Source organism: Streptomyces roseus (genome assembly GCF_001044425.1).
GTDB classification, from domain to species: Bacteria; Actinomycetota; Actinomycetes; order Streptomycetales; family Streptomycetaceae; genus Streptomyces; species Streptomyces roseus.
Genome location: NZ_LFML01000006.1, coordinates 195,819 through 216,758 on the forward strand (window position 1 = coordinate 195,819; position 20,940 = coordinate 216,758).

Sequence of the window (20,940 nt, forward strand, 5' to 3'; positions counted from 1 at the left end):
TGGCCGGTGGTGCTCACCGACGGCGACGTCACGCTCCGGCCGATAAAACTGCGGGACCAGAGTGCCTGGCGCGAGGTCAACCGGCGCAACCGCGACTGGCTCCGGCCGTGGGAGGCGACGATTCCGCCGCCCGCGCCCTGGGGGCCGGTGATCCACCGGCCGACCTATCGCCAGATGGTCCGGCATCTGCGGGCCGAGGCGAACGCGGGACGGATGCTGCCCTTCGTCATCGAGTACCAGGGGCGCCTCGTCGGCCAGCTGACGGTCGCCGGGATCACCTGGGGCTCGATGTGCGCGGGCCACGTGGGCTACTGGGTGGACCGCGAGGTGGCGGGCCGGGGCGTGATGCCGACGGCGGTCGCGATGGCGGTGGACCACTGCTTCACCCGGGTCGGGCTGCACCGGGTCGAGGTCTGCATCCGCCCGGAGAACGGTCCGAGCCGGCGCGTCGTGGAGAAGCTGGGCTTCCGCGAGGAGGGGCTGCGGCCGCGCTACCTCCACATCGACGGCGCGTGGCGCGACCACCTCGTGTACGCGCTGACGGCGGAGGAGGTCCCGGAGGGGCTGCTGCGCCGCTGGCACCGGGCGCGCGCATAAACGAATACCTGTTCGAATTATCGGGGGCGGAACCGATTCGCCCATAACCTGATCCGAAGAATCACAAAAAAAGTCCGTGATATCAGCCGGTTCGCGCGACACACCGGCCCAATTGGCGGATCCGCCCGGCCGCGCCCCTCTACGGTGTGAGGTGTGAGCAGCAGCGGCCTCATCTACGCAGTCATTGTCGGGGCCTGGGCCGCCTACTTGGTGCCCATGTGGCTCCGGAGGCAGGACGAGCTGAACGAAGCCCGTCCGACGGAACGCTTCTCCACTGCCATTCGGCTGCTTTCGGGCCGGGCGGGAATGGAGCGCCGTTACGCCAAGGGGCTGCGTGAACGCGGCGACCAAGAGGCCGGTCCCGAGTACCGTGCGGACCCGGACGCCGCGACGGAAACGGTGAATTCCGTTGACGCCGACGCCCGGGCCCTTGCCGTGCCCCCGACCAGGGCGGAGCCGAGGTCGGCCATGGCGGAGCGGCACCGGCGCGAGCAGCGCCTCCAGGTGCTCGCGCGCCGCCGGCGCACCACCGCGCTCCTCTTCCTGATCTTCACGCTCGGCGCGATCGTCGCCGCGGTCGGCGGTCTGGGCTACCTCTGGGCGCCCGCCGTGCCGGCCCTGCTGCTGAGCGCGTACATCGTGCACCTGCGCGTCCAGGAGCGGCGCCGCTACGAGTTCACGATGGACCGGCGGCGCGCCGAGGCCGCCGCCCGGCAGCTGCGCGAGAACCGCCCGCGCCGCCGCGAGCCGGAGGCGCCCGCGGGATCCGAACCGGACCCGGCTCCACCGGTCTCCCCGCAGGAGGCCGGACGGCGCGCGCTCGTCGAGCAGACCGACCACGCCGAGTGGGTGGACCAGCAGCGCGAGCGCGAGCGCGGCCCCGTCCGCGGTGACAGCTGGGAGCCGGTCCCGGTCCCGCTGCCGACGTACGTGACGGCCCCGGTCGCCCCGCGCGCCACGGGACCCGCGAACCCGGACGCCTGGAGCGCGACCCGCTCCAGCGCGGCCGAGCCCACGGACCCGCGACTGCGCGCGCAGCCCTCGCCGGCCGCGAAGCCGGAGCCGAAGCCGGCCGCGAAGGCGGACCAGAAGCCGGTCCCGAACGCCCGCGGACGCGGCCAGGGCCGCGGCCGCACGCCGCTGTTCGACCAGTACGAGAGCGACGACCGCCCCCGCGCCGCGAACGAGTGAGCGGACCTGCGCGGACGCTCCCGGTATCGGTTTTGGAGCACCGGCGCGGGGATGCTAATGTTTCACACGTCGCAAGGGCCTGTGGCGCAGTCTGGTAGCGCACCTCGTTCGCATCGAGGGGGTCTGGGGTTCAAATCCCCACAGGTCCACAAACGACAGTTTCCGAGTAGCTCTCGGAAACGTCCCGAGATCCCGCCCGGTCGAAAGACCGGGCGGGATCTCGGCGTTTCCACGGTCATCCGACATGCGGCGCCCAGAAGCGCCCCGAGAACCCGGCCGGTCGGAAGGCCGGGCGGGATCAAGGGGTTTGAGGGCCGGTCACCGGGGGCGGGGGGCGGATCGGGCCTGTTCTGGGGTGGGTTGATCAGCCTGACGCCCGCTCCAGCAGACCGGCCGCCCAGGCGGGCAGCGCGGATGCCGGCGGGCGGGCCGGGCGGGGGTCCGCCGTGATGCCGATGCCGCCCGCCGGATCGCCGTAGGCGAAGCTCGCCGACCACCACAGCCAGGACCGGATGAACAGGTTCGCGCTCCACGCCAGGGCGAGGGCGCCGCGCTGCTCCGGGGTCTCGTACCAGTAGCTGGTGAGCACCACCGCGCGGGAGACCGCCTCGTCCGTGTCGGCCGGGCGGGAATCCGCGGAGAGGCCGGCGGCCAGTACGGACGCGGTGAACCGGTTGTCCGCGAGCAGCCCGCCGGCCTCGCGGACGACCGCGTCCACCAGGTCCGGCGGCAGGGCCAGGGCGTACCGCTCCAGCCGTCCCGGCACCTCGGACAGCGCCGGGTCGGCGGCCGTCTCCGGCCCCGGGACCACGCGCAGGTCGTCCAGCAGCCGGGCGTCCGCGGTCCCGGCGGCCAGCGCGTGTACGCAGGCCAGCGCGCGCAGGGTCTGCCAGCGGCACAGCGTGTCCAGCAGGGCCAACCGGGAGGGGCGGAAGGCCAGCCGCACCGGCCAGTCGGCCGCCCGGACCTCCCGCCCGAGAGCCCGCAGGTCCGCGGGGACCGGGCCGGGGAAGACCAGACTCTGGCCGGGGTCGTGGGACGGCTTCGAGCGGTAGCCCGGCCACTGCCGCGCCCCGGTGGGGTTCTCGCTACTCATTGACCTCGTCCGGGTTCGGGGTTCGCCACTTCGCCGCATCCTTGCCGTCTCGCGGGGTGATGTAGTTCGAGATGTCCTTCTCCTCGACGTGGTAGGCGTGGATCATATGGTCCTGGCGGATGATCACCACGGGGTTGCCGCTCCCGTCCCGCAGGCTGCGGTCGATGATGATCCGGGCCCCCGACACATCGTCCACGTAGTTGGCCGGTGCGCGCAGCTGGCCCTGGAGGTACTTCTCCAGCTTCGCCTCGTCGCCTCCGATGCCCGACAGGTAGTGGTTCGCCTTTCCGCTCTCCGCCTCGTTGAGCTGGTGGTCGACGCCCTGCGCCGTCCGGGTGCTGTCCGAGTACGGGGCGAGCCCGAACGGGTCGCACCACCGGTGCGGGTTCGAGACGTACGCCGTCGGGTTCTGCGCCGCCGCCAGGCCCAGCGGGTCGGGGCTCAGGTAGCGGGCGGTTTCGGGGTCGTACGTGCGGAAGTAGTTGTGGTGCAGACCCGATTCGGGGTCGAAGTACTGCCCGGGGGAGCGCAGCGGGGTGTAGGCGGTGGTCTCCCGGCTCCAGGCCGTGGACCCCCACAGCGTCGACCGGCTGCGCCAGGCCAGGCCGCCCTGTTCGTCGACCAGCTCGGTGGGCGCGCCCACCAGGTCGGTCACGATGGCGTAGAACCGTTCGTCGACCACCTCCTGGCTCGCCGTCAGGATCCGCTCCGTCTGCGCCAGCGGGTGCAGGCCCCGGTGGTCCCAGGTCACGGCGACCTCGTGGGAACCCCCCGCCTGGGTGGTGACCTGCTCGCACAGCACGTTCCCGTCCCAGGTGAAGACCGTGCGCTCGGCCACCTCCAGGCCGTCGGCCGTCATCCGCTCCTTGGCCGTGCGCCGGCCCAGCGCGTCATAGGAGTACCTCCAGCGCGTGCCGTCGGGGGTGGTCACGGCCGTGATGCGGTCCTCGGCGTCCCACTCGTACCGCCAGGTGTCGGGCTTGCGGGAGAGGCGTGCCTTGCGCCGCATCACGACGCGTCCCAGGGCGTCGTACTCGTGGCGGACCCGGCCCGCGGTGATCAGCCGGGTGCCCTCGTAGGTGCGGGGGCCGGCGGCGTCCTGGCCGCTGGGGTGGGAGTCGGGCCAGGACGCGGAGGACTGGTTGCCCGCCTCGTCGTAGGCGTAGCGCTCGGTCCAGTTCTCGGCCCGCACGCCCGTCACCCGGCCGCGCGGGTCGAGCTCGAAGCTGCGCGGGCCGGCCAGCAGGTCGTCGATCGCGGTCAGGGCCCCGTCGGCCCGGTAGGTGTACCCGCGGCGCTGCAGGACGCTGCGGCCGGGGCCCGTCAGCAGCTGGTCCGTCAGCCGGCCCGCCCCGTCCCAGCCGCTGGTCAGGGTGACCACGTCGGCGTAGGTGCGGGTGAGTTCCCGGCCCGCCGCGTCGTGGGTGAAGCCGATCCGCCGCCCCGCGGTCGTCAGCGCGTCCCGGCGGCCCGAATCGTCGTAGGACCAGGCGGCGGTGGCCCCCGTCGGCGTGGTCCGGCCGGTGCGGCGGCCCGCGGCGTCGTAGGTGTGGACGAGCCTGCGGCCGTCGACCGTCTCCTCCAGCAGGCGGCCCGTCCGGTCGCGCAGCCGGGTCAGTACGCAGTCCCCGCGCACCGCGACCGCGAGCTGGTCGAAGACGTCGTACTCGAACGTCGTCACCTCGCCGGCGGCGTCCTTGCGGACGGTCTGGCCCAGCGCGTTGCGTTCGTAGGCGATCGTCCGCCCGAGCCCGTCGGTCCGGCCGACGAGCCGGTCCGCGGCGTCGTAGGCGTAGTCGAGCGAGCGGCCGTCGAAGTCCGTCTCCGTGACCAGCCGTCCCGCCGCGTCGTACACGTACGTCCAGGTCAGGCCCTGGGGGTTGCGTACCCCGGTGAGCCGCAGCCCGGCGTCGTAGGTGTACGTGTGGCGCGAGCCGTCGGCGTCGGTGCGGGCCACGACGACGTCGAAGTGGCCGTACTCGAAGCGCACCGCCGCGCCGCCGGCGTCCGTCCGGGCCAGGCAGTTGCCCTCGCCGTCGTAGGTCCAGGAGCGGTGACCGTGCGGGCCGCTGCGGTGCAGCGGATTGCCCTCCACCGACCACTCGGTGCGCGTGACCGCACCGAGCGGGTCGGTGACCGCCGTCGTACGCCCGAAGGCGTCGCGTTCGTACGTGGTCGTGGCACCGCGGTGGTCGGTGACCGCGACCGGCAGCCCGGCCCGGTCGGTGCGGACCCGGGTCACCGCACCCAGCGGGTCCGTGACCGCGCACAGGTGGCCGCGCCCGTCGTAGGCGAAGCGGGTGAGGGACCCGTCGGGCCGGGTGACGGACGTGCGGTTGCCGCGCTCGTCGAAGGTCTGGCGGGTCACGGAGCCGTCGGCGGCGATCACCTTCACCGGCCGGCCGAGGCCGTCGTACTCCGCCCGCGCCTCCCGGCCGTCCGGGCGGACCACCGAGACGAGCAGGCCCCGGTCGTCGTAGCGGTTGTGCGTGGTGTGGCCGAGCGGGTCGGTGGTCGACGTCTGCCGGCCCCGGGCGTCGTACCCGTGGCGGGTGACCGCGCCGAGCGGGTCGGTCTCGGCGACGAGGCGGCAGCGCTCGTCGAAGAGGTAGCGGCGGGTGTGGCCGTCGGCGGTGGTCATGCGCGTGGCCCGCAGGCCGGTCGCCGCGTCGGCCTCGTCGTAGCCGAAGGTGAGGGCGTAGTGGCCCGCCTCCCCGGCCTCGGCGACACAGCGGTCCCGGTCGTCGTAGGCGTACTCGTACCGGCTGCCGTTGGTGTCGGTCCAGGAGCTGATGCGCGCGCGGTCGTCGTAGGTGAGGCGAAGCGGCAGGCCCGAGGAGTTGGTGATCTCGGTCAGGTGCCCGCCGGTGTAGCCGTACGAGAGGATCCGCGGGCCGCCGTCCAGGTGCAGGGCGGTGATCCGTCCGCCGGCGGTCTCGAAGCGCAGGCGGTAGCCGCCGGAATGGTCGATGCCCAGGGGGGTGCCGTGGGCGTCGTACTCGAAGGTGATCAGGTTGCCGTTGCGGTCCTCCAGCTGCGCGACCGGTGCGATGCCGTTCTCGGAGCCGTCCGCCGGCGGAGTGAAGCGGCGGGTGTGGCCCGTCTCCGGGTCGGTCAGCGTCCAGTCGCCGTCCGGGGTGCGCTCCAGCGGGTGCTGGGGGGCGGACGCGGACAGCGGCGGCACCGGGAGGCCGGGCGCCGGGTGCGGGTAGGCGACGACCAGGCCGTCCTCCGTCAGGAGGACGACGCCCTCGGCGTCGATCTCCAGGTGCTGGTCGACCGTGGACGACCAGGCCGGTCCGAACCAGCGGCCCGCGGTGTAGCCCGATTCCGCGCGGCGCGTGAAGACGAGCGGCAGGGCCCCGGGCAGGACCACGTCCGTCTGCGGCAGGTACATCCGGCCGGTGGCGAGGTCGACGGGGTCGGTGTACTTGCTGGGCTTCTCCAGGTCGGGCCGCTCGCCCGGGTGGGGTCCGTGCTCGCCCAGGCCGGTGCGGCCCGGGCCCTTCTTGACGTCGTCGAGGTGTTCGAGGTCCCTGACGCCCTTGGCGCCCGCGCCGAGTTCGCCCAGGCCCTTGTCGGCCAAGAGCTGGGGGATCAGCTTGCCGACGCCCTCGGAGGGGTCCTTCATGAACTCGTCGAGCATCTGCTTGCCCGCACCCCACGGATCGTTGACGGCGGTGACCAGGCCCGCGGCCGTGGAGTTCAGGCTCGTCAGGTACTCGGCGGGGTGGGTGATGTTGTAGATGTCGTACGGGTTCAGCGCCCGGGCGAAGTCGACCATGTCGGCCGTGCCCTTGATGACGCCGCCCGCGAGGTGCGTCCGGGCGAGGTCCAGGTAGTCCAGGCCGTCGCCGAGCTGCTTGGCGTACGAGGGCTTCGGCGGAGCGGCGTCGCGGGCCGCGCGGACCGCCGCGCCGGCCGTCTGCGCGACGTCGTTGCGCTGCTTGCGCGCGTTGTCGAGTTTGTCCTGGGCGGCCGTGGCCAGGGCCTTGCCGGGGTCCTGGAACTCCCCGGTCGGCTTGGCCGGCAGCGGGTCCTTCTTCGCCTTGACCGCGTCCTCGTAGGCGTCGATCGCCTTGTTGTGCGCGGTGCGGGCGTCGTTGGAGGCCTTCTTGGCCTTCTCGTACTCCTCCAGTGCCTCCTTGGCCTGGCCCTGCGCCCATTCCACGGTGTCCGCGAACCGGTTCATCGCGTCCGCGGCCTTCCCGAAGGACTCCGCCGCCTTGAACCAGCGCGGCGGCTCCTTGGCCACCTTCTCCCGGAAGGTCTCCGCCGTCCTGCCCTTGAGGCCGTCGGGCTCCGCGATGCCCTTGAGGCCCTTGCCGACCAGCGTGAACGAGCGCTCGAAGTCGCTCAGGTGCGAGACCTGCGCCCGGATCTTGGTGACGCTGCCGTAGACCAGCTTCTTCGGGTCGTCGGTCTGCCCGAGCTCCAGCTCGCAGACGTCCGCGCCCAGTTGGTTGGCGGCCGAGCGGCTCTTGTCGCGGATCCAGTCGCCCGCCTCGTCCAGGCCCACCTTGTCGGCGACCCCGGCCAGTTTGTCGCCGGTCCACTCGATCGCGTCGCCGAGGTCCTCTGCGCGGTCCTCGACCCAGTCCTCGACCGGATCCGGTATGAAGTCGCCGAGCCCCATCAGCCGTTGCCCCCCTTGCCGTCGGCCCGGTCCAGCAGGTCCTTGAGCGAGCCGATCTTCCCGGTCGAGGTCACCTTGTCCTTCGTGTCCGACCAGGTCTTCGTGATGTCCTCGGCGCCCTTCTCGAAGGACTCGGCGCTGTAGTCCGGCTTGTAGACGTCGGCCGAGAAGATGTCGCCCCAGCCCTTCTTCGCGATCTCCTCGTCGGTGGCGTGCGGATTGCCGTACGCGGCGTTCACGGCGACCTTGAAGGCGCCCTGGACGTAATGGTCCTCCTCCCAGACGGTGCCGGCCGCGATGCCGAGGGAGTGCGCGAGGGTGCTGGCGTTCTGCACGAGGCTGCGCACGCCCCACTCCCAGCGTTCGCAGAAGTCCTCGAAGTCCTTGGACAGGCCCATGTGGCCCGCCTCCATGCCCGTCATGGCCAGGTCGCCGAAACCCGCCCCCTGGGAGGCTCCGGCGGCGTCCGACGACTCGCGCAGTTCCGCGATCGCCGAGCGCAGGCCGTCCTGCACCGCCTTGACCGCGGCCGGGGAGACTTCGAGGTCCCCGTCGCCCGCCATCAGGCCGCGCCCGCGGGGTCGACGTCCACGGCGTACGCGTCGGGGACGATGCCCGAGACGGGCGGGAAGAACATCGAGCCGTCCTCGTCGGCCACGTTGACGGCCACTCCGGCCGGTCCGTCGACCAGCGGGATCACCGCGTCGGTGAGACGGGCGCCGAGGATCGACAGGTACTCCCACGAACGGTCGGCGTCCGCGCGCGCCACCGCGAACCGGGCCAGGGCCTGCTCGTCGGTGAAGGCGTAGAACCAGCGGATCCCGCCCGTCACGGCCGACATCAGGCCCTCGTGGGATCCGTCGTCGCCGACGGCGAACGGGACGAACAGGGCGGTACGGCGGAACTCGCCCACCAGGCGCGCCGGGTCACCCCCTCCTGCGCGGATCGCAGCGATTTCTGCGGTCAGTTCCACGACCTGAACCCCCTTCGTGAGATCCGATCTCTGAGGAGGACACGTTCCCGGCCCCACGGCCGGTTCCTCGCACTGGCCGGATCTCCCCGCCCGTGTGGGCGGTGAGCGTACTCCGGGGAACGGGTCCCGTCTTCGACGGGCTCGCCGCGTCACGGCCGGAGCCGGACCCGCCGGGGTGCGGCGGGCGGCGCGTCACGGCCGGAGCGGTTTGGCCATGCAGCGGCTGGAGTCGTACGTGCGGTAGTGGCCGAACTTCGCCGTGAGGGTGTAGCCCGAGGAGAAGTAGAGGGCTATCGCCTCCGGCTGCCGGTCCCCCGTCTCCAGGACCATGCGGGTGCGCCCCGCCGCGCGGGCGTCGGCTTCCAGCGCCGCCAGGATGCGGCGGGCCAGGCCCTGGCCGCGGGCCCCGGCGACCACGTACATGCGCTTGAGCTCGGCGTCGCCGTCCGAGTAGCCCTCGTCGTTCCGGTCCTGGCTGCGCCAGCCGCCGCTGGCCACGGGTGCGCCGCAGGCGTCGTACGCGAGCAGGTACAGGCCCTTCGGCGGGGCGAACATCGCCGGGTCGAGCGGTGTGACGTCGCCCTCACCGCCGTAGCGCTCCTGGTACTCCAGCTGGACCTGGTCGTTGAGTTTGAGGGCGTCCGGGTGGTCGTAAGGCACCACGCGGAGCTCTATCCCGTGAGACATCGGAACATCGTACGGAACGCTCCGGTTAGGGTGCGGGGATGCTCACTGTGACCAGCGTGAATGTGAACGGGATCCGCGCCGCGGCCAAGAAGGGGTTCTCCCCGTGGCTGGCCGGGTCGGACGCCGACGTCGTCTGCCTGCAGGAGGTGCGGGCCGAGGAGGGGCAGATTCCGGACGAGGTCCGCAGGCCCGACGGCTGGCACACCGTGTTCGCGCCGGCCGCCGCCAAGGGGCGGGCCGGGGTCGCCCTCTACACGCGGCGCGAGCCCGACGCCGTGCGGGTGGGGTTCGGGAGCGACGAGTTCGACGCGAGCGGGCGCTACATCGAGGCGGACCTCCCGGGCGTCACCGTCGCCAGCCTCTACCTGCCCTCCGGCGAGGCCGGGACCGAGAAGCAGGACGAGAAGTACCGGTTCATGGCGGAGTTCCTGCCCTACCTCGCCGAGCTGAAGGTGCGCGCCGCCGCCGGGGGCCGCGAGGTCGTGGTGTGCGGTGACTGGAACATCTGCCACCACGAGGCCGACCTCAAGAACTGGAAGACCAACCGGAAGAACGCCGGCTTCCTGCCCGAGGAGCGGGAGTGGCTCGGGCAGGTGTACGACACCGCCGGGTACGTGGACGTCGTACGGAGCCTGCACCCGGACACCGAGGGGCCGTACTCCTGGTGGTCCTACCGCGGGCGGGCCTTCGACAACGACGCCGGCTGGCGCATCGACCTCCAGGTCGCGACCCCGGGTCTGGCCGCGAGGGCCGTCAAGGCGTTCGTCGAGCGGGCCGAGACGCACCCGGAGCGCTGGTCCGACCACGCGCCGGTGACCGCGGTCTACGCACTGGGGTCCTGAGCCGAGGCCAGGAGGCGGTCCATCGCCATCGAGAGCTCCGCCTCCACCACGCTCTTCGCCAGGGGGCGCAGGCGCGGCAGGGCGTCCTCGGGCAGGTGCGCGGAGATGAGCTCCGTGAACAGGGCGGCCATGGCGTCCGCGTGCGCGCGGACCCGGCGCCCGGTCTCCAGCACCGCCGCGAGCGGGACGCCCTCGCGGACGAGCGCGGAGGAGACGTCGAGCAGGCGGCGGCTGACGTGCACGATCTCGTCCCCGTCGGTGGCGAGGTAGCCGAGGTCGAGGGAGGCCGCCAGGTTCTCCGGGGTGACCTCGCCCTCGAAGTAGTCGGCGAGGGCCTCGGGGGTCAGCCGTACGGGGGTCTCCTCGGACCAGCCGATGCCGAGCAGTTCGCCGAGCTGGCTGACGTCGCGCCCGCTCTCGAATGCGGCGGTCAGCTCGGCGATGCCGCCCAGGGTGTGGCCGCGCTCCAGCAGGGCGGCGATGGTGCGCAGCCGGGCCAGGTGGTGCTCGTCGTACCAGGCGATCCGGCCCTCGCGGCGCGGTGGCGGGAGCAGCTTGCGCTCGCGGTAGAAGCGCAGGGTGCGGACGGGGATGCCGGCCGCCTCGGCCAGTTCCTCCGTACGGTATTCACGCACTGTCGTTCCCGCTTCCGTGTCTTCCACAGGCGCAGCCTATGGCGTACCGCCGGTAACTTTCCGGGTGCGACCTCTACCCATGAGTACGGAGCTGCTCTAGTCTCCCGATTGTGCCAGTGATTGCTGGCAGTGTTGCGCTGTGGGGCTGCGGAAGGCGGCGGGCATGAGCGGTGGCATGGGTGAGCGCGAGCACGTACGAGTGGCGGTGATCGGTTCCGGGTTCGGGGGACTGGGCGCAGCCGTGCGGCTGCGGCGCGAGGGGATCACGGACTTCGTGGTCCTGGAACGGGCCGGTTCGGTGGGCGGGACCTGGCGGGACAACAGCTATCCCGGGTGCGCCTGCGACGTCCCCTCCCATCTCTATTCGTTCTCCTTCGCGCCCAATCCCGACTGGCCGCGGACCTTCTCGGGGCAGCCGGCCATCCGCGCCTACCTGGAGCACGTCGCCGACACCTTCGGGCTCCGTCCGCACCTGCGGCTGAACTCCGAGGTGCGCATGATGCGCTGGGACGCCGACCGGCTCAGGTGGGAGATCGAGACCTCGGCCGGCGAACTCACCGCCGACGTCGTGGTCTCCGCCACCGGGCCGCTGTCCGACCCGAAGATGCCGGAGATCCCCGGGCTCGCCGACTTCCCCGGCAAGGTCTTCCACTCCGCGCGCTGGGACCACGACTACGACCTGCGCGGCAAGCGGGTCGCCATGATCGGCACCGGCGCCTCGGCCATCCAGATCGTGCCGGCCATCGCCCCCGACGTGGAGCGCCTCACACTGTTCCAGCGGACCCCGCCGTGGGTGATGCCGCGCACCGACCGGGCGATCAGCGGCGCGGAGCGCTGGCTGCACCGGCAGCTGCCGTTCACCCGCGCGGCCCGCCGGGGGCTGCTGTGGGGGATCCGCGAGCTCCAGGTCAGCGCCTTCACCAAGCGGCCCCACCAGCTCGGGCTCGTCGAGGCGCTGGCCAAGGCCAACATGGCGCGCTCGATCAAGGACCCGGAGCTGCTGGCCAAGCTGACGCCCTCGTACCGGATCGGCTGCAAGCGGATCCTGCTCTCCAGCGAGTACTACCCGGCGCTGGCCCGGCCCCACGTGGACCTGGTCGCCTCCGGGCTCCAGGAGATCCGGGGCAACACGCTGGTCGCCGCCGACGGCACGCGGACCGAGGCCGACGCGATCATCTTCGGCACCGGGTTCCACGTCACGGACATGCCGATCGCCGACCGGGTGGTGGGCGCCGAGGGCAGGACCCTCGCCGACCACTGGAAGGACGGGATGCAGTCGCTGCGCGGGGCGACGGCCGCCGGCTTCCCGAACTGGATGACGATCATCGGGCCGAACACCGGACTCGGCAACAGCTCGATGATCCTGATGATCGAGTCGCAGCTGAACTACATGGCGGACTACCTGCGCCAGCTGGACGTGCTCGGCGGACAGGTCGCCCTCGCGGCCCGGCCCTCGGCCGTGAACCGGTGGAACCGCCAGGTCCAGACCCGCATGGAGCGCACCGTGTGGAACACCGGCGGCTGCACCAGCTGGTACCTGGACGCGCAAGGGCGCAACACGACGGTCTGGCCGGGCACGACCGGCGAGTTCCGCAAGGAGACGCGGAGCGTGGACCTGTCCGAGTACGAGGTCATCCGGCTCCGGGAGGACCACCCCGAGCGCATCCCCGCCGGCGCCGGGAACGCGGAGGGAGCCGCGTGAGCCGGACCGGGTACGTCACCTCCGGGAGGTACGCCCCGCCCGCCGCCCGGCGGGAACTCGTCGCGGTCTCCGCCGACGGGGCCCGCCTGCACGTGGAGGAGCACGGGGACGAGGGCGCGCCGGCCGTGGTGCTGGCCCACGGCTGGACCTGCTCCACCGCCTTCTGGGCCGCGCAGATCCGCGAGCTCGCCCGGGACCACCGGGTCATCGCGTACGACCAGCGCGGACACGGGCGCAGCCCCGCCGCCTCCCGGTACGCGGCCGAGGCCCTCGCCGACGACCTCGTGGCCGTCTTCGGGGCCACCCTGGCCCCCGGGGAGAAGGCGGTCGTCGCCGGGCACTCCATGGGCGGCATGACGATCATGGCCGCCGCCGGGCGCCCGGAGTTCGCCGAGCACGCCGCCGCCGCGCTGCTGTGCAGCACCGGCAGCGGCCGGCTGGTCGCGGAGTCGCTGGTGCTGCCCCTGCGCCCCGGGCGCGTACGGACGCGCATCACCGGCGCGGTCCTCGGCGCGCGCGCCCCGCTCGGGCCCGTCACGCCGGTCGCCAAACGGGTGCTGAAGTACGCCACCATGGGCCCCGGGTCCGCGCCCGACAAGGTCGAGGCCTGCGCCCGCATCGTCCACGCCTGCCCCGCCGGCGTCCGGTACGCCTGGTCCGGGGTGCTCGCCGGGCTGGACCTGGACGCGAACCTCGCGACGCTCACCGTGCCCACCGCCGTCATCGGCGGCAAGAACGACCGCCTCACCCCGATCGTGCACGCCCGGGGGCTCGCCGCGGCGCTGCCCCGCTGCGTGGGGCTGACCGAACTGACCGGCATGGGGCACATGACCCCGATCGAGGCCCCCGAGGCGGTCACCGCCGCCATCCGCGAGCTGACCGTCCACCTGGCGAACGTGACCGACGAACTGAAGGAGACGCTGTGAGCGCGAGCAGGAGTCTGGAAGGCCAGGTCGCCGTCGTCACCGGCGCGGCCCGCGGGGTGGGCGAGCTCCTGGCCCGCAAGCTGTCCGCGCGCGGCGCGAAGGTGGCCCTGGTCGGCCTGGAGCCGGAGGTCCTCAAGGAGGTCTCCGAACGGCTGCACGCCGACAGCGACCACTGGCACGCCGACGTCACCGACCACGAGGCGATGGCCCGCGTCGCGCAGGAGGTCAAGCAGCGCTTCGGCAAGGTCGACCTCGTCGTCGCCAACGCGGGGGTCGCCGCCGGCGGTCCGTTCGCCGATTCCGACCCCGAGGCCTGGCGCCGGGTGATCGAGGTCAACCTGATCGGCGGGGCGGTCACCGCCCGCGCCTTCCTCCCCGTACTCACCGAGAGCCGCGGCTACTTCCTCCAGATCGCCTCGCTCGCCGCGATCACGCCGGCGCCGATGATGAGCGCGTACTGCGCCTCCAAGTCCGGCGTCGAGGCCTTCGCGCACTGCCTGCGCGCCGAAGTCGGCCACAAGGGCGTCAAGGTGGGCGTCGGCTACCTCTCCTGGACCGACACCGACATGGTGCGCGGGGCCGACCAGGACGAGGTCATGCGGGAACTGCGCGGAAGGCTGCCGTGGCCGGCGAACCGCACGTACCCGCTGGGTCCGGCGGTGGACCGGATCGTGGCCGGCATCGAGCGGCGCTCACCGCACGTGTACGCGCAGTGGTGGCTGCGCGGGATGCAGGGCGTGCGCGGCTACCTGCCCGGGATCATCGCGACCGTCGGGCAGCGGGAGATGAGGCGCTTCGAGCCCCGGCTGACGAGCGTCTCCCGGGGGCTGGTGGGGGCCGGAGGCGCGGCCGACGAGAAGGAACGGACCCTGGGCACGGAGCGTCATTGATCGAAATGCGAGTTTTGTCCGCTCGTGCAAATCTGGTCGCAGCCCGGTCCCCTACACACCCCACCAGGAGTGAACAGCATGGGCATCAAGGACCAGTTCCAGGACAAGGCGCAAGAGCTCGAGGACAAGGCCAAGGCGAGCCGCCAGGGCGCGAAGGACGAGGCGGCGCCCGCGCACGCTGCGCACGGCGCGGACCAGGCCAAGAAGAAGAAGGCGAAGGTCCACGACGAGCTCGACGACAACTGGGACTTCTGACGCCCGCAGTTCGTCACGGAAGGGGCGCGGCCCGTGCACTGCACAGGCCGCGCCCCTTCCCCGTGACCGCGCGACCCGGGCGGTCAGGGGGCGGGCTCCCCGCGGGCTACGGCCTCGGCGGCAGCTTCGGACGCCTCAGGTCGGGGACGTCCTCGTACCCGGGCGGCACCGCGGCAGGCTCCTGCTCCAGCAGCTCCAGCGCCAGGAACACCGCGTCGTCCAGCTGCGCGTGCCGCCCCTCCGCCCAGTCGAGCGGGGTCCGCAGGATCGCCAGGTCCGGTTCCACGCCGTGGTTCTCCACCGACCAGCCGTACTCCGGGAACCAGGCGGCGTTCATCGGCACCGTGATCACCGTGCCGTCGCCCAGGGTGTGCCGGCCGGTCATGCCGACCACCCCGCCCCAGGTGCGCTGGCCGACCACCGGCCCGAGCCCGAGCAGCTTGAAGGCGGCCGTGATCATGTCACCGTCCGAGGAGGTCGCCTCGTCGGCCAGCGCGACGATCGGGCCGCGGGGCGCGTTGGAGGCGTAACTGACCGGCTGGGCGTTGCGCGTGAGGTCCCAGCCGAGGATCGAGCGGGTCAGCTTCTCCACCACCAGCTCGCTGATGTGCCCGCCCGCGTTGCCGCGCACGTCCACGAGCAGCGCGGGCCGGGACATCTCCATCCGCAGGTCCCGGTTGAACTGCGCCCAGCCCGAGCCGCCCATGTCGGGGATGTGCAGGTAGCCGCACTTGCCGCCGCTGAGCTCGCGGACCACCGCGCGCCGCTTGGACACCCAGTCCTGGTAGCGCAGCGGCCGCTCGTCGATCAGCGGCACGATCGCGACCCGCCGGGCCCGGCCCTCGCCCTCCGCGGGTACGAAGGTCAGCTCGACCGTGGTGCCTCCGGCCGCCGCGAGCAGGGGATAGGGCCCGGCCACCCGGTCCACGGGCCGCCCGTCGACGTGGGTGAGCACGGCGCCCTCCCGGATCCCGGTGCCGGCGAGCGGGGAGCGGGCCTTGGAGTCGGAGGACTCGCCGGGCAGGATCCGGGCCAGCGTCCAGCCCTCCTCGCGGGGCACGAAGTTGGCGCCGAGCAACCCGATCGGCCGGTGGTAGTGCGGCGGCCCCTCGTTGCGGCGCGCGGGGGCGACGTACGCGTGCGAGGTGCCGAGCTCGCCGAGCACCTCGCGCAGCAGGTCCGCGAACTCGTCGGGCGAGGCGACCCGTTCTACCAGGGGGCGGTACTGGCGCAGCACCCCGTCCCAGTCGATGTTGCACATGCCCGGCTCCCAGAAGTACGCGCGGGTCAGCCGCCCGGCTTCCTCGAAGGCCTGGCGCCACTCGGCGGCCGGGTCCACCTCGTGCAGGATGCGCCGCAGGTCCAGGTAGACGGTGGAGTCGCCGTCGCCGGACTCGTTCGAGGGGACCGCGCGCAGGTCGCCGTCGTCGTTGACGACGAGCCGGGTGCCGTCGCCGCTGACCGCGAACCAGTCCAGCCCGGAGGCCAGTTCGCTCTTGCGTGCCTTGGTGATCTCGAAGTGCTCCAGGGTGGGTTTGCCGCTGGTGTCGGTCGGGTTGGCGAAGGTCTCGCCGAGCGCGCCCGAGATCGGCCAGCGCAGCCACACCAGCCCGCCGCCGCTGACCGGGTACAGGGCCGAGTACTTCGACGCCGTCACCGGGAACGGGGTGACGCGGCTCTCCAGCCCCTCCACCTCCACCATGACCGCGCCCTCGCCCTCGGCGGACTCGCCCTCGCCCGGGTCGAGCCCGCCCGCCGCCGGGCGCCCGTCGGGGGTGAACGCGAACGGCGAGGGGGTCGCCGAGGACAGCGGCACCAGGTACGGACGGCAGCCCAGCGGGAAGGACAGGTCGCCGGTGTGCACGTCGTAGACCGGGTCGAAGCCGCGCCACGAGAGGAAGGCCAGGTAGCGGCCGTCGCGGGTGAAGACCGGGTTCTCGTCCTCGAAGCGGCCGTTGGTGACGTCGACGATGGAGCGCGGGCCGGGGCCGGAGATCCGGGCCATCTTGATCTGGCGCAGGGAGCGCCCGATGCCCGGGTGCGACCAGGCCAGCCAGGCCCCGTCGGGCGAGAACGCCAGGTCGGTCACGGGCCCGTTGATGGACCGGATCAGCTCGGTGACCTCCCCGCCGGACTCCTCGGCGCCCGGCCCGGACGGGGAGCCGGCCTCCTCGTCGGACACGTCGATCAGGAGCAGCCGCCCGTCGTTGGAGGCGATCGCGAGCCGCTCCCCGTCCGGATCGGACAGCAGCTCCAGTACGCGGCCCAGCTTCCCCGAGGCCAGCCGGCGCGGCTCGCGGTCCCCGGAGGCCCGGGGCAGGTAGGCGATCTCGATCGCGTCCTCGCCCTCGGCGTCCGTCACGTACGCGACCTGCCCGCTGCTGCCGAGCATCTCGGGCAGCCGCACCCGCACGCCCGGGGTGTCGGCGATCGTCCGGGCGGGCCCGTCGCGGTGGGTGAGCCAGTACAGGCTGCCGCGGATGACGACGGCGCTGGCCCGGCCGGTGGTGTCGACGGAGAGCGAGTCGACGTGGCTGGCGGCCGGGATCTGGTACGGACGGCGGCCCGCGCGGGGACCGCCGAGGCGGACGTCGAGCCGGCGCGGGGAGGCATCGGGGGCGAGCGAGTCCACGAGCCAGAGGTCACCGGCGCACTGGTAGACGACGCGGGAGCCGTCGCTGGAGGCGTGGCGGGCGTAGAACTCCTCGTGGTCGGTGTGGCGGCGCAGGTCGGTGCCGTCGGGCAGGCAGGAGTAGAGGTTGCCGATGCCCTCGTGGTCGGAGAGGAAGGCGATCCGGCCGCCGACGAACATCGGGGCGTCGAGGTGGCCCTCGACGTGCTCCAGCAGCTGCGTGCCGTGCAGCCACAGCCGGCCGGTGGCGCCGCCGCGGTAGCGCTTCCAGGCGGCCGGCTCGTGCGGGGGCTTGCCCGTCAGGAGCAGGGTGCGCCGCTCCCCTCCCGGTTCCTCGTGGACGGCGATGTCCGAGACGGGCCCCCACGGCAGCTTGCCGCCGGGTGAGCCGTCGGTCGGCACGCTGTAGGCCCAGGCGTAATAGGAGAAGGGCTGCCCGTGCGAGGACACGGCGAGGATGTCGCTGCGGCCGTCCTTGTCCGGCGGGGTCCAGCCGCAGACGCGCGTGTCCGTCGCCCCCCAGTAGCTGAGCTGGCGGGCCGGGCCGCCGGCCACCGGGGCGAGGTGGATCTCGGGGTCGAGGCTGCGCCAGGTCGTGAAGGCGATGTGCCGGCCGTCGGGGGAGAAGCGGGGGTGGCCGACCCTGGTCCGGTCGACCGTGATCCGCCAGGCCCGGCCGGGGCTCTCGCCCTCGGGGACCAGCGGAGCGATCCAGAGGTCGTCCTCGGTCGCGAAGCACAGCAGATCGTCGTGGAGGTGCGGGAAGCGGAGGTACGCGCCGTCGTGACTCACCCCACAATGCTTTCCGCGCCGAGGGGGGCTGGCAACTCGTACAGGTGATCCATCCCCGCCGCAGGTGACGCACGCCACTCCCCAAGCGAAACGGAACGGTTTCGTTTCGTTCGGTGCGGGGGTATCGTCATCGGTGTACGAAACAGTTTCGTTCGGATGGGAGGTGCCGGAGATGCCCGAGGAAATCGCGTCGCGGCGCAGCCGGATCACCCCCGAGCGGGAAGCCGAACTCCACGAGGCGGTCCTCGACCTCCTGCGCGAGGTCGGCTACGAGGCGCTGACCATGGACGCGGTCGCCGCCCGCACCAAGTCCAGCAAGGCCACCCTCTACCGCCAGTGGGGGAGCAAGCCGGAGCTGGTCGCCAGAGCCCTGCGCTGCACCAAGCCGGCCTCCCTCCGGGAGATCGACACCGGCACGCTGCGCGGCGACTTCCACCGCATGGTGGAACTCTCCGACAACGCGCAGATGGCGAAGGACACCGCACTGCTGCGGGGTCTCGCGCATGCCGTCCACGCGAGCCCCGAACTGCACCAGGCGCTGCGCAGGCTGCTCATGGAGCCGGAGATCTCCGGACTCGACGAGATCCTGCGGCGCGCCGTGGAACGGGGTGAGATCGCCCCGGACTGTCCCGCGATCCGTTTCGTACCGCACATGCTGATCGGCGCCTTCATCGCCTTGCCGTTGATGGAGGACCGGTCCGTCGACCAGGCGTTCCTCGCCGCCTTCATGGACTCCGTGGTGTTCCCCGCCCTCGGCGTCTGATCGTCCGACACCTCCCGCTGCTCCTGACACGCCGCTCTCGTCGTCGGGCCGGCTCTCCACGCCCTGATCCGTCCCGGATCCACCACGACCTGAACGGGAGAACCGCCTCCGTGGCTACCTTCCTCTACCGACTCGGCAGGGGCGCCTTCCGGCGCCGAGGCCTCGTCGCGCTCCTGTGGGTGGCGCTGCTGTTCGCCGCCGGCTTCGGCGCGGCGACGGCGTCCGCACCCACCTCCGGATCGTTCTCGATACCCGGCACGGAGGCCCAGAAGGCCTTCGACGTGCTGGACAAGAAGTTCCCGGGCATGGCCGCCGACGGCGCCACCGCCCGGATCGTCGTCAAGGCGCCCGCGGGCTCCTCGGTCAACGACGGGAAGAACAAGACCCAGGTCGAGAAGATCGTCTCCGACCTGAAGGAGGGCCCGGGCAAGGCCCAGGTCGCCTCGGTCGCCGACCCGTACCAGGCGCGGGCGGTGAGCCAGGACGGCTCCACCGCGTACGTGAGCGTCAAGTACACCGTCAGCGGCATGGAGCTGAAGGACGAGACGCGCGACGCGCTCAAGGACTCCGGCACCGCGGCCAAGGCCGCCGGGCTCACCGTCGAGATCGGCGGCGACGCCCTGATGACGGCCCCCGAGACGGGCTCCGGCGAGATCGTCGGCATCCTGATCGCGGCGATCGTCCTCGTCATCACCTTCGGTTCGCTGGTCGCGGCCGGGCTGCCGCTGCTGACGGCGATCATCGGCGTGGGCATCGGCGTCTCCTCCATCACCGCGCTCGCCAACGTGCTGGACCTTGGCTCCACCACCTCCACCCTCGCGATGATGATCGGCCTCGCGGTCGGCATCGACTACGCCCTCTTCATCGTCTCCCGCTACCGCGTGGAGCTCGCCGAGGGCCGCGAGCGCGACGAGGCCGCGGGCCGGGCCGCCGGAACCGCCGGCTCCGCCGTCGTCTTCGCCGGTCTCACCGTGGTCATCGCCCTCGTGGGCCTGGCCGTCGTCAACATCCCGATGCTGACGAAGATGGGCTTCGCCGCCGCGGGCACCGTGGTCATCGCCGTCCTCGTCGCCCTGACGCTGGTCCCGGCCATCCTCGGCTTCGCGGGCAAGAAGGTCCTGCCGGCGGGCAAGAAGAGCAGGCTGTTCGGCAAGGGCAAGCCGGCCGGCGCCGAGCCCAAGGCCAACGGCGGCACCCGCTGGGCCCGCTTCGTCCTGCGCCGCCCGATCATGGTCCTGCTCGTCGGCGTGATCGGCCTCGGCGCGATCGCGATCCCGGCGGGCAAGCTGGAGATGGGCCTGCCGGACGACGGCGCCCAGCCGGTCTCCACCACCCAGCGCAAGGCGTACGACCTGCTGTCGGAGGGCTTCGGCCCGGGCTTCAACGGCCCGCTGATGGTGGTCGTCGACGGAGACAAGAAGCTCGCCGACGCGACCGAGGCCCGGATCAAGGGCCTGGAGGGCGTGGCCGCGGTCATGCCGCCGGCCCCGAACGAGGCCGGCGACGCCTCGGTGATCACCGTGATCCCGAAGGACCGGCCGTCCTCGGGGAAGACCGAGGACCTGGTCCACACCATCCGCGACGGCAGCGGCGACGACGTCCTCGTCACCGGCGCCACCGCGATGAACATCGACTTCTCGCAGAAGATGAACGACGCGCTGCTGCCCTACCTGGCACTCGTGGTCGGTCTCGCCTTCCTGCTGCTGATGGTGGTCTTCCGCTCGATCCTGGTCCCGCTCAAGGCGGCCCTCGGCTTCCTGCTCTCGGTGGTGGCCGCCCTCGGCGCCGTCGTCGCGGTCTTCCAGTGGGGCTGGCTCGGCTCGGTCTTCGGGGTGGAGCAGACCGGCCCGATCATGTCGATGATGCCGATCTTCATGGTGGGTGTCGTCTTCGGTCTGGCCATGGACTACGAGGTCTTCCTCGTGACCCGCATGCGCGAGGCGTACGTCCACGGGGAGCGCCCGGGCCAGGCCGTCGTGACCGGCTTCCAGTACAGCGCGCGGGTGGTCGTGGCGGCCGCCGTCATCATGATCGCGGTGTTCTCGGGCTTCATCGGGGCCAGCGAGCAGATGATCAAGATGATCGGCTTCGGTCTCGCCATCGCCGTCCTCTTCGACGCCTTCGTCGTCCGCATGGCGATCGTCCCGGCGGTGCTCGCGCTGCTCGGCCACAAGGCCTGGTGGCTGCCGCGCTGGCTGGACCGGCTGCTGCCGAACGTGGACGTGGAGGGCGAGAGCCTGCGCAAGCACCTCGAAGGCTCCGCCGGTTCCCCGGAGGGCCCGGACAAGGACCGCGAGCTGGTCAACGCCTGACCCGTCAGCCG

The 20,940-nt window shown here is 72.4% G+C and carries 16 protein-coding genes and 1 tRNA gene; 10 read left to right on the top strand and 7 right to left on the bottom strand.

Going from position 1 to position 20,940, the window contains the following annotated elements:
• Positions 1 to 6 precede the first annotated feature (6 nt).
• The 3 genes from ACS04_RS01600 to ACS04_RS01610 all read left to right on the top strand — a co-directional run bounded on the left by ACS04_RS01600 (position 7) and on the right by ACS04_RS01610 (position 1,937).
• Positions 7 to 597, top strand: coding sequence for a GNAT family N-acetyltransferase (locus ACS04_RS01600; RefSeq protein WP_048474601.1), 591 nt, complete (start codon positions 7 to 9; stop codon positions 595 to 597).
• A gap of 153 nt (positions 598 to 750) precedes the next feature.
• The gene (gene sepX, locus ACS04_RS01605; RefSeq protein ID WP_048474602.1) at positions 751 to 1,788 is read left to right on the top strand and encodes a divisome protein SepX/GlpR; all 1,038 of its coding nucleotides are present in this window, start codon (positions 751 to 753) and stop codon (positions 1,786 to 1,788) included.
• 75 nt (positions 1,789 to 1,863) lie between these two features.
• Positions 1,864 to 1,937 (top strand) — tRNA-Ala (locus tag ACS04_RS01610).
• Between the two features lie 215 nt (positions 1,938 to 2,152).
• Here the strand turns inward: ACS04_RS01610 and ACS04_RS01615 are convergent.
• The 5 genes from ACS04_RS01615 to ACS04_RS01635 all read right to left on the bottom strand — a co-directional run bounded on the left by ACS04_RS01615 (position 2,153) and on the right by ACS04_RS01635 (position 9,180).
• Positions 2,153 to 2,884, bottom strand: a complete 732-nt coding sequence (locus ACS04_RS01615) for a hypothetical protein (protein ID WP_048474603.1) — start codon at positions 2,882 to 2,884, stop codon at positions 2,153 to 2,155.
• Entirely contained in the window at positions 2,877 to 7,520 is a 4,644-nt protein-coding gene (locus tag ACS04_RS01620; RefSeq protein WP_053080665.1) for a putative T7SS-secreted protein, read from the bottom strand. The genes ACS04_RS01615 and ACS04_RS01620 overlap by 8 nt, the downstream gene beginning before the upstream one ends.
• Positions 7,520 to 8,083, bottom strand: a complete 564-nt coding sequence (locus ACS04_RS01625) for a hypothetical protein (RefSeq protein ID WP_048474604.1) — start codon at positions 8,081 to 8,083, stop codon at positions 7,520 to 7,522. Before ACS04_RS01625 ends, ACS04_RS01620 begins: the two co-directional genes overlap by 1 nt.
• Entirely contained in the window at positions 8,083 to 8,493 is a 411-nt protein-coding gene (locus ACS04_RS01630) for an SseB family protein (RefSeq protein ID WP_048474605.1), read from the bottom strand. Before ACS04_RS01630 ends, ACS04_RS01625 begins: the two co-directional genes overlap by 1 nt.
• 192 nt (positions 8,494 to 8,685) lie before the next feature.
• The gene (locus ACS04_RS01635) at positions 8,686 to 9,180 is read right to left on the bottom strand and encodes a GNAT family N-acetyltransferase (RefSeq protein WP_209441587.1); all 495 of its coding nucleotides are present in this window, start codon (positions 9,178 to 9,180) and stop codon (positions 8,686 to 8,688) included.
• 38 nt (positions 9,181 to 9,218) lie between these two features.
• Here ACS04_RS01635 and ACS04_RS01640 point away from each other — a divergent pair, with 38 nt between their 5' ends.
• Complete coding sequence (locus ACS04_RS01640) at positions 9,219 to 10,022, top strand: exodeoxyribonuclease III (RefSeq protein ID WP_048474606.1); 804 nt, start codon at positions 9,219 to 9,221, stop codon at positions 10,020 to 10,022.
• Here the strand turns inward: ACS04_RS01640 and ACS04_RS01645 are convergent.
• Positions 10,004 to 10,684, bottom strand: a complete 681-nt coding sequence (locus ACS04_RS01645) for a MerR family transcriptional regulator (RefSeq protein WP_078864338.1) — start codon at positions 10,682 to 10,684, stop codon at positions 10,004 to 10,006. The genes ACS04_RS01640 and ACS04_RS01645 overlap by 19 nt on opposite strands.
• Positions 10,685 to 10,832: 148 nt before the next feature.
• On the opposite strand from ACS04_RS01645, the gene ACS04_RS01650 reads away from it, so the two are divergent.
• From ACS04_RS01650 to ACS04_RS38550, 4 genes are all read left to right on the top strand, one after another.
• Positions 10,833 to 12,359: a flavin-containing monooxygenase gene (locus tag ACS04_RS01650; RefSeq protein ID WP_048474608.1), complete on the top strand. Its 1,527-nt coding sequence runs from the start codon at positions 10,833 to 10,835 to the stop codon at positions 12,357 to 12,359.
• The gene (locus ACS04_RS01655; protein WP_048474609.1) at positions 12,356 to 13,285 is read left to right on the top strand and encodes an alpha/beta fold hydrolase; all 930 of its coding nucleotides are present in this window, start codon (positions 12,356 to 12,358) and stop codon (positions 13,283 to 13,285) included. Before ACS04_RS01650 ends, ACS04_RS01655 begins: the two co-directional genes overlap by 4 nt.
• Positions 13,282 to 14,175: an SDR family oxidoreductase gene (locus ACS04_RS01660; RefSeq protein ID WP_048474610.1), complete on the top strand. Its 894-nt coding sequence runs from the start codon at positions 13,282 to 13,284 to the stop codon at positions 14,173 to 14,175. Before ACS04_RS01655 ends, ACS04_RS01660 begins: the two co-directional genes overlap by 4 nt.
• A gap of 78 nt (positions 14,176 to 14,253) precedes the next feature.
• Positions 14,254 to 14,430 (top strand): hypothetical protein, encoded by a 177-nt coding sequence (locus tag ACS04_RS38550; RefSeq protein WP_167352562.1) that lies wholly within the window; start codon positions 14,254 to 14,256, stop codon positions 14,428 to 14,430.
• A 106-nt stretch (positions 14,431 to 14,536) separates the two neighbouring features.
• Here the strand turns inward: ACS04_RS38550 and ACS04_RS01665 are convergent, their stop codons facing one another.
• Entirely contained in the window at positions 14,537 to 17,854 is a 3,318-nt protein-coding gene (locus ACS04_RS01665) for a S41 family peptidase (RefSeq protein ID WP_048474611.1), read from the bottom strand.
• A 172-nt stretch (positions 17,855 to 18,026) separates the two neighbouring features.
• On the opposite strand from ACS04_RS01665, the gene ACS04_RS01670 reads away from it, so the two are divergent.
• A complete protein-coding gene (locus tag ACS04_RS01670; protein ID WP_048474658.1) occupies positions 18,027 to 18,617 on the top strand; it encodes a TetR/AcrR family transcriptional regulator in 591 nt (196 codons plus the stop codon).
• 110 nt (positions 18,618 to 18,727) lie between these two features.
• Positions 18,728 to 20,929, top strand: coding sequence for an MMPL family transporter (locus ACS04_RS01675; protein WP_048474612.1), 2,202 nt, complete (start codon positions 18,728 to 18,730; stop codon positions 20,927 to 20,929).
• The last annotated feature ends 11 nt before the right edge of the window (positions 20,930 to 20,940 follow it).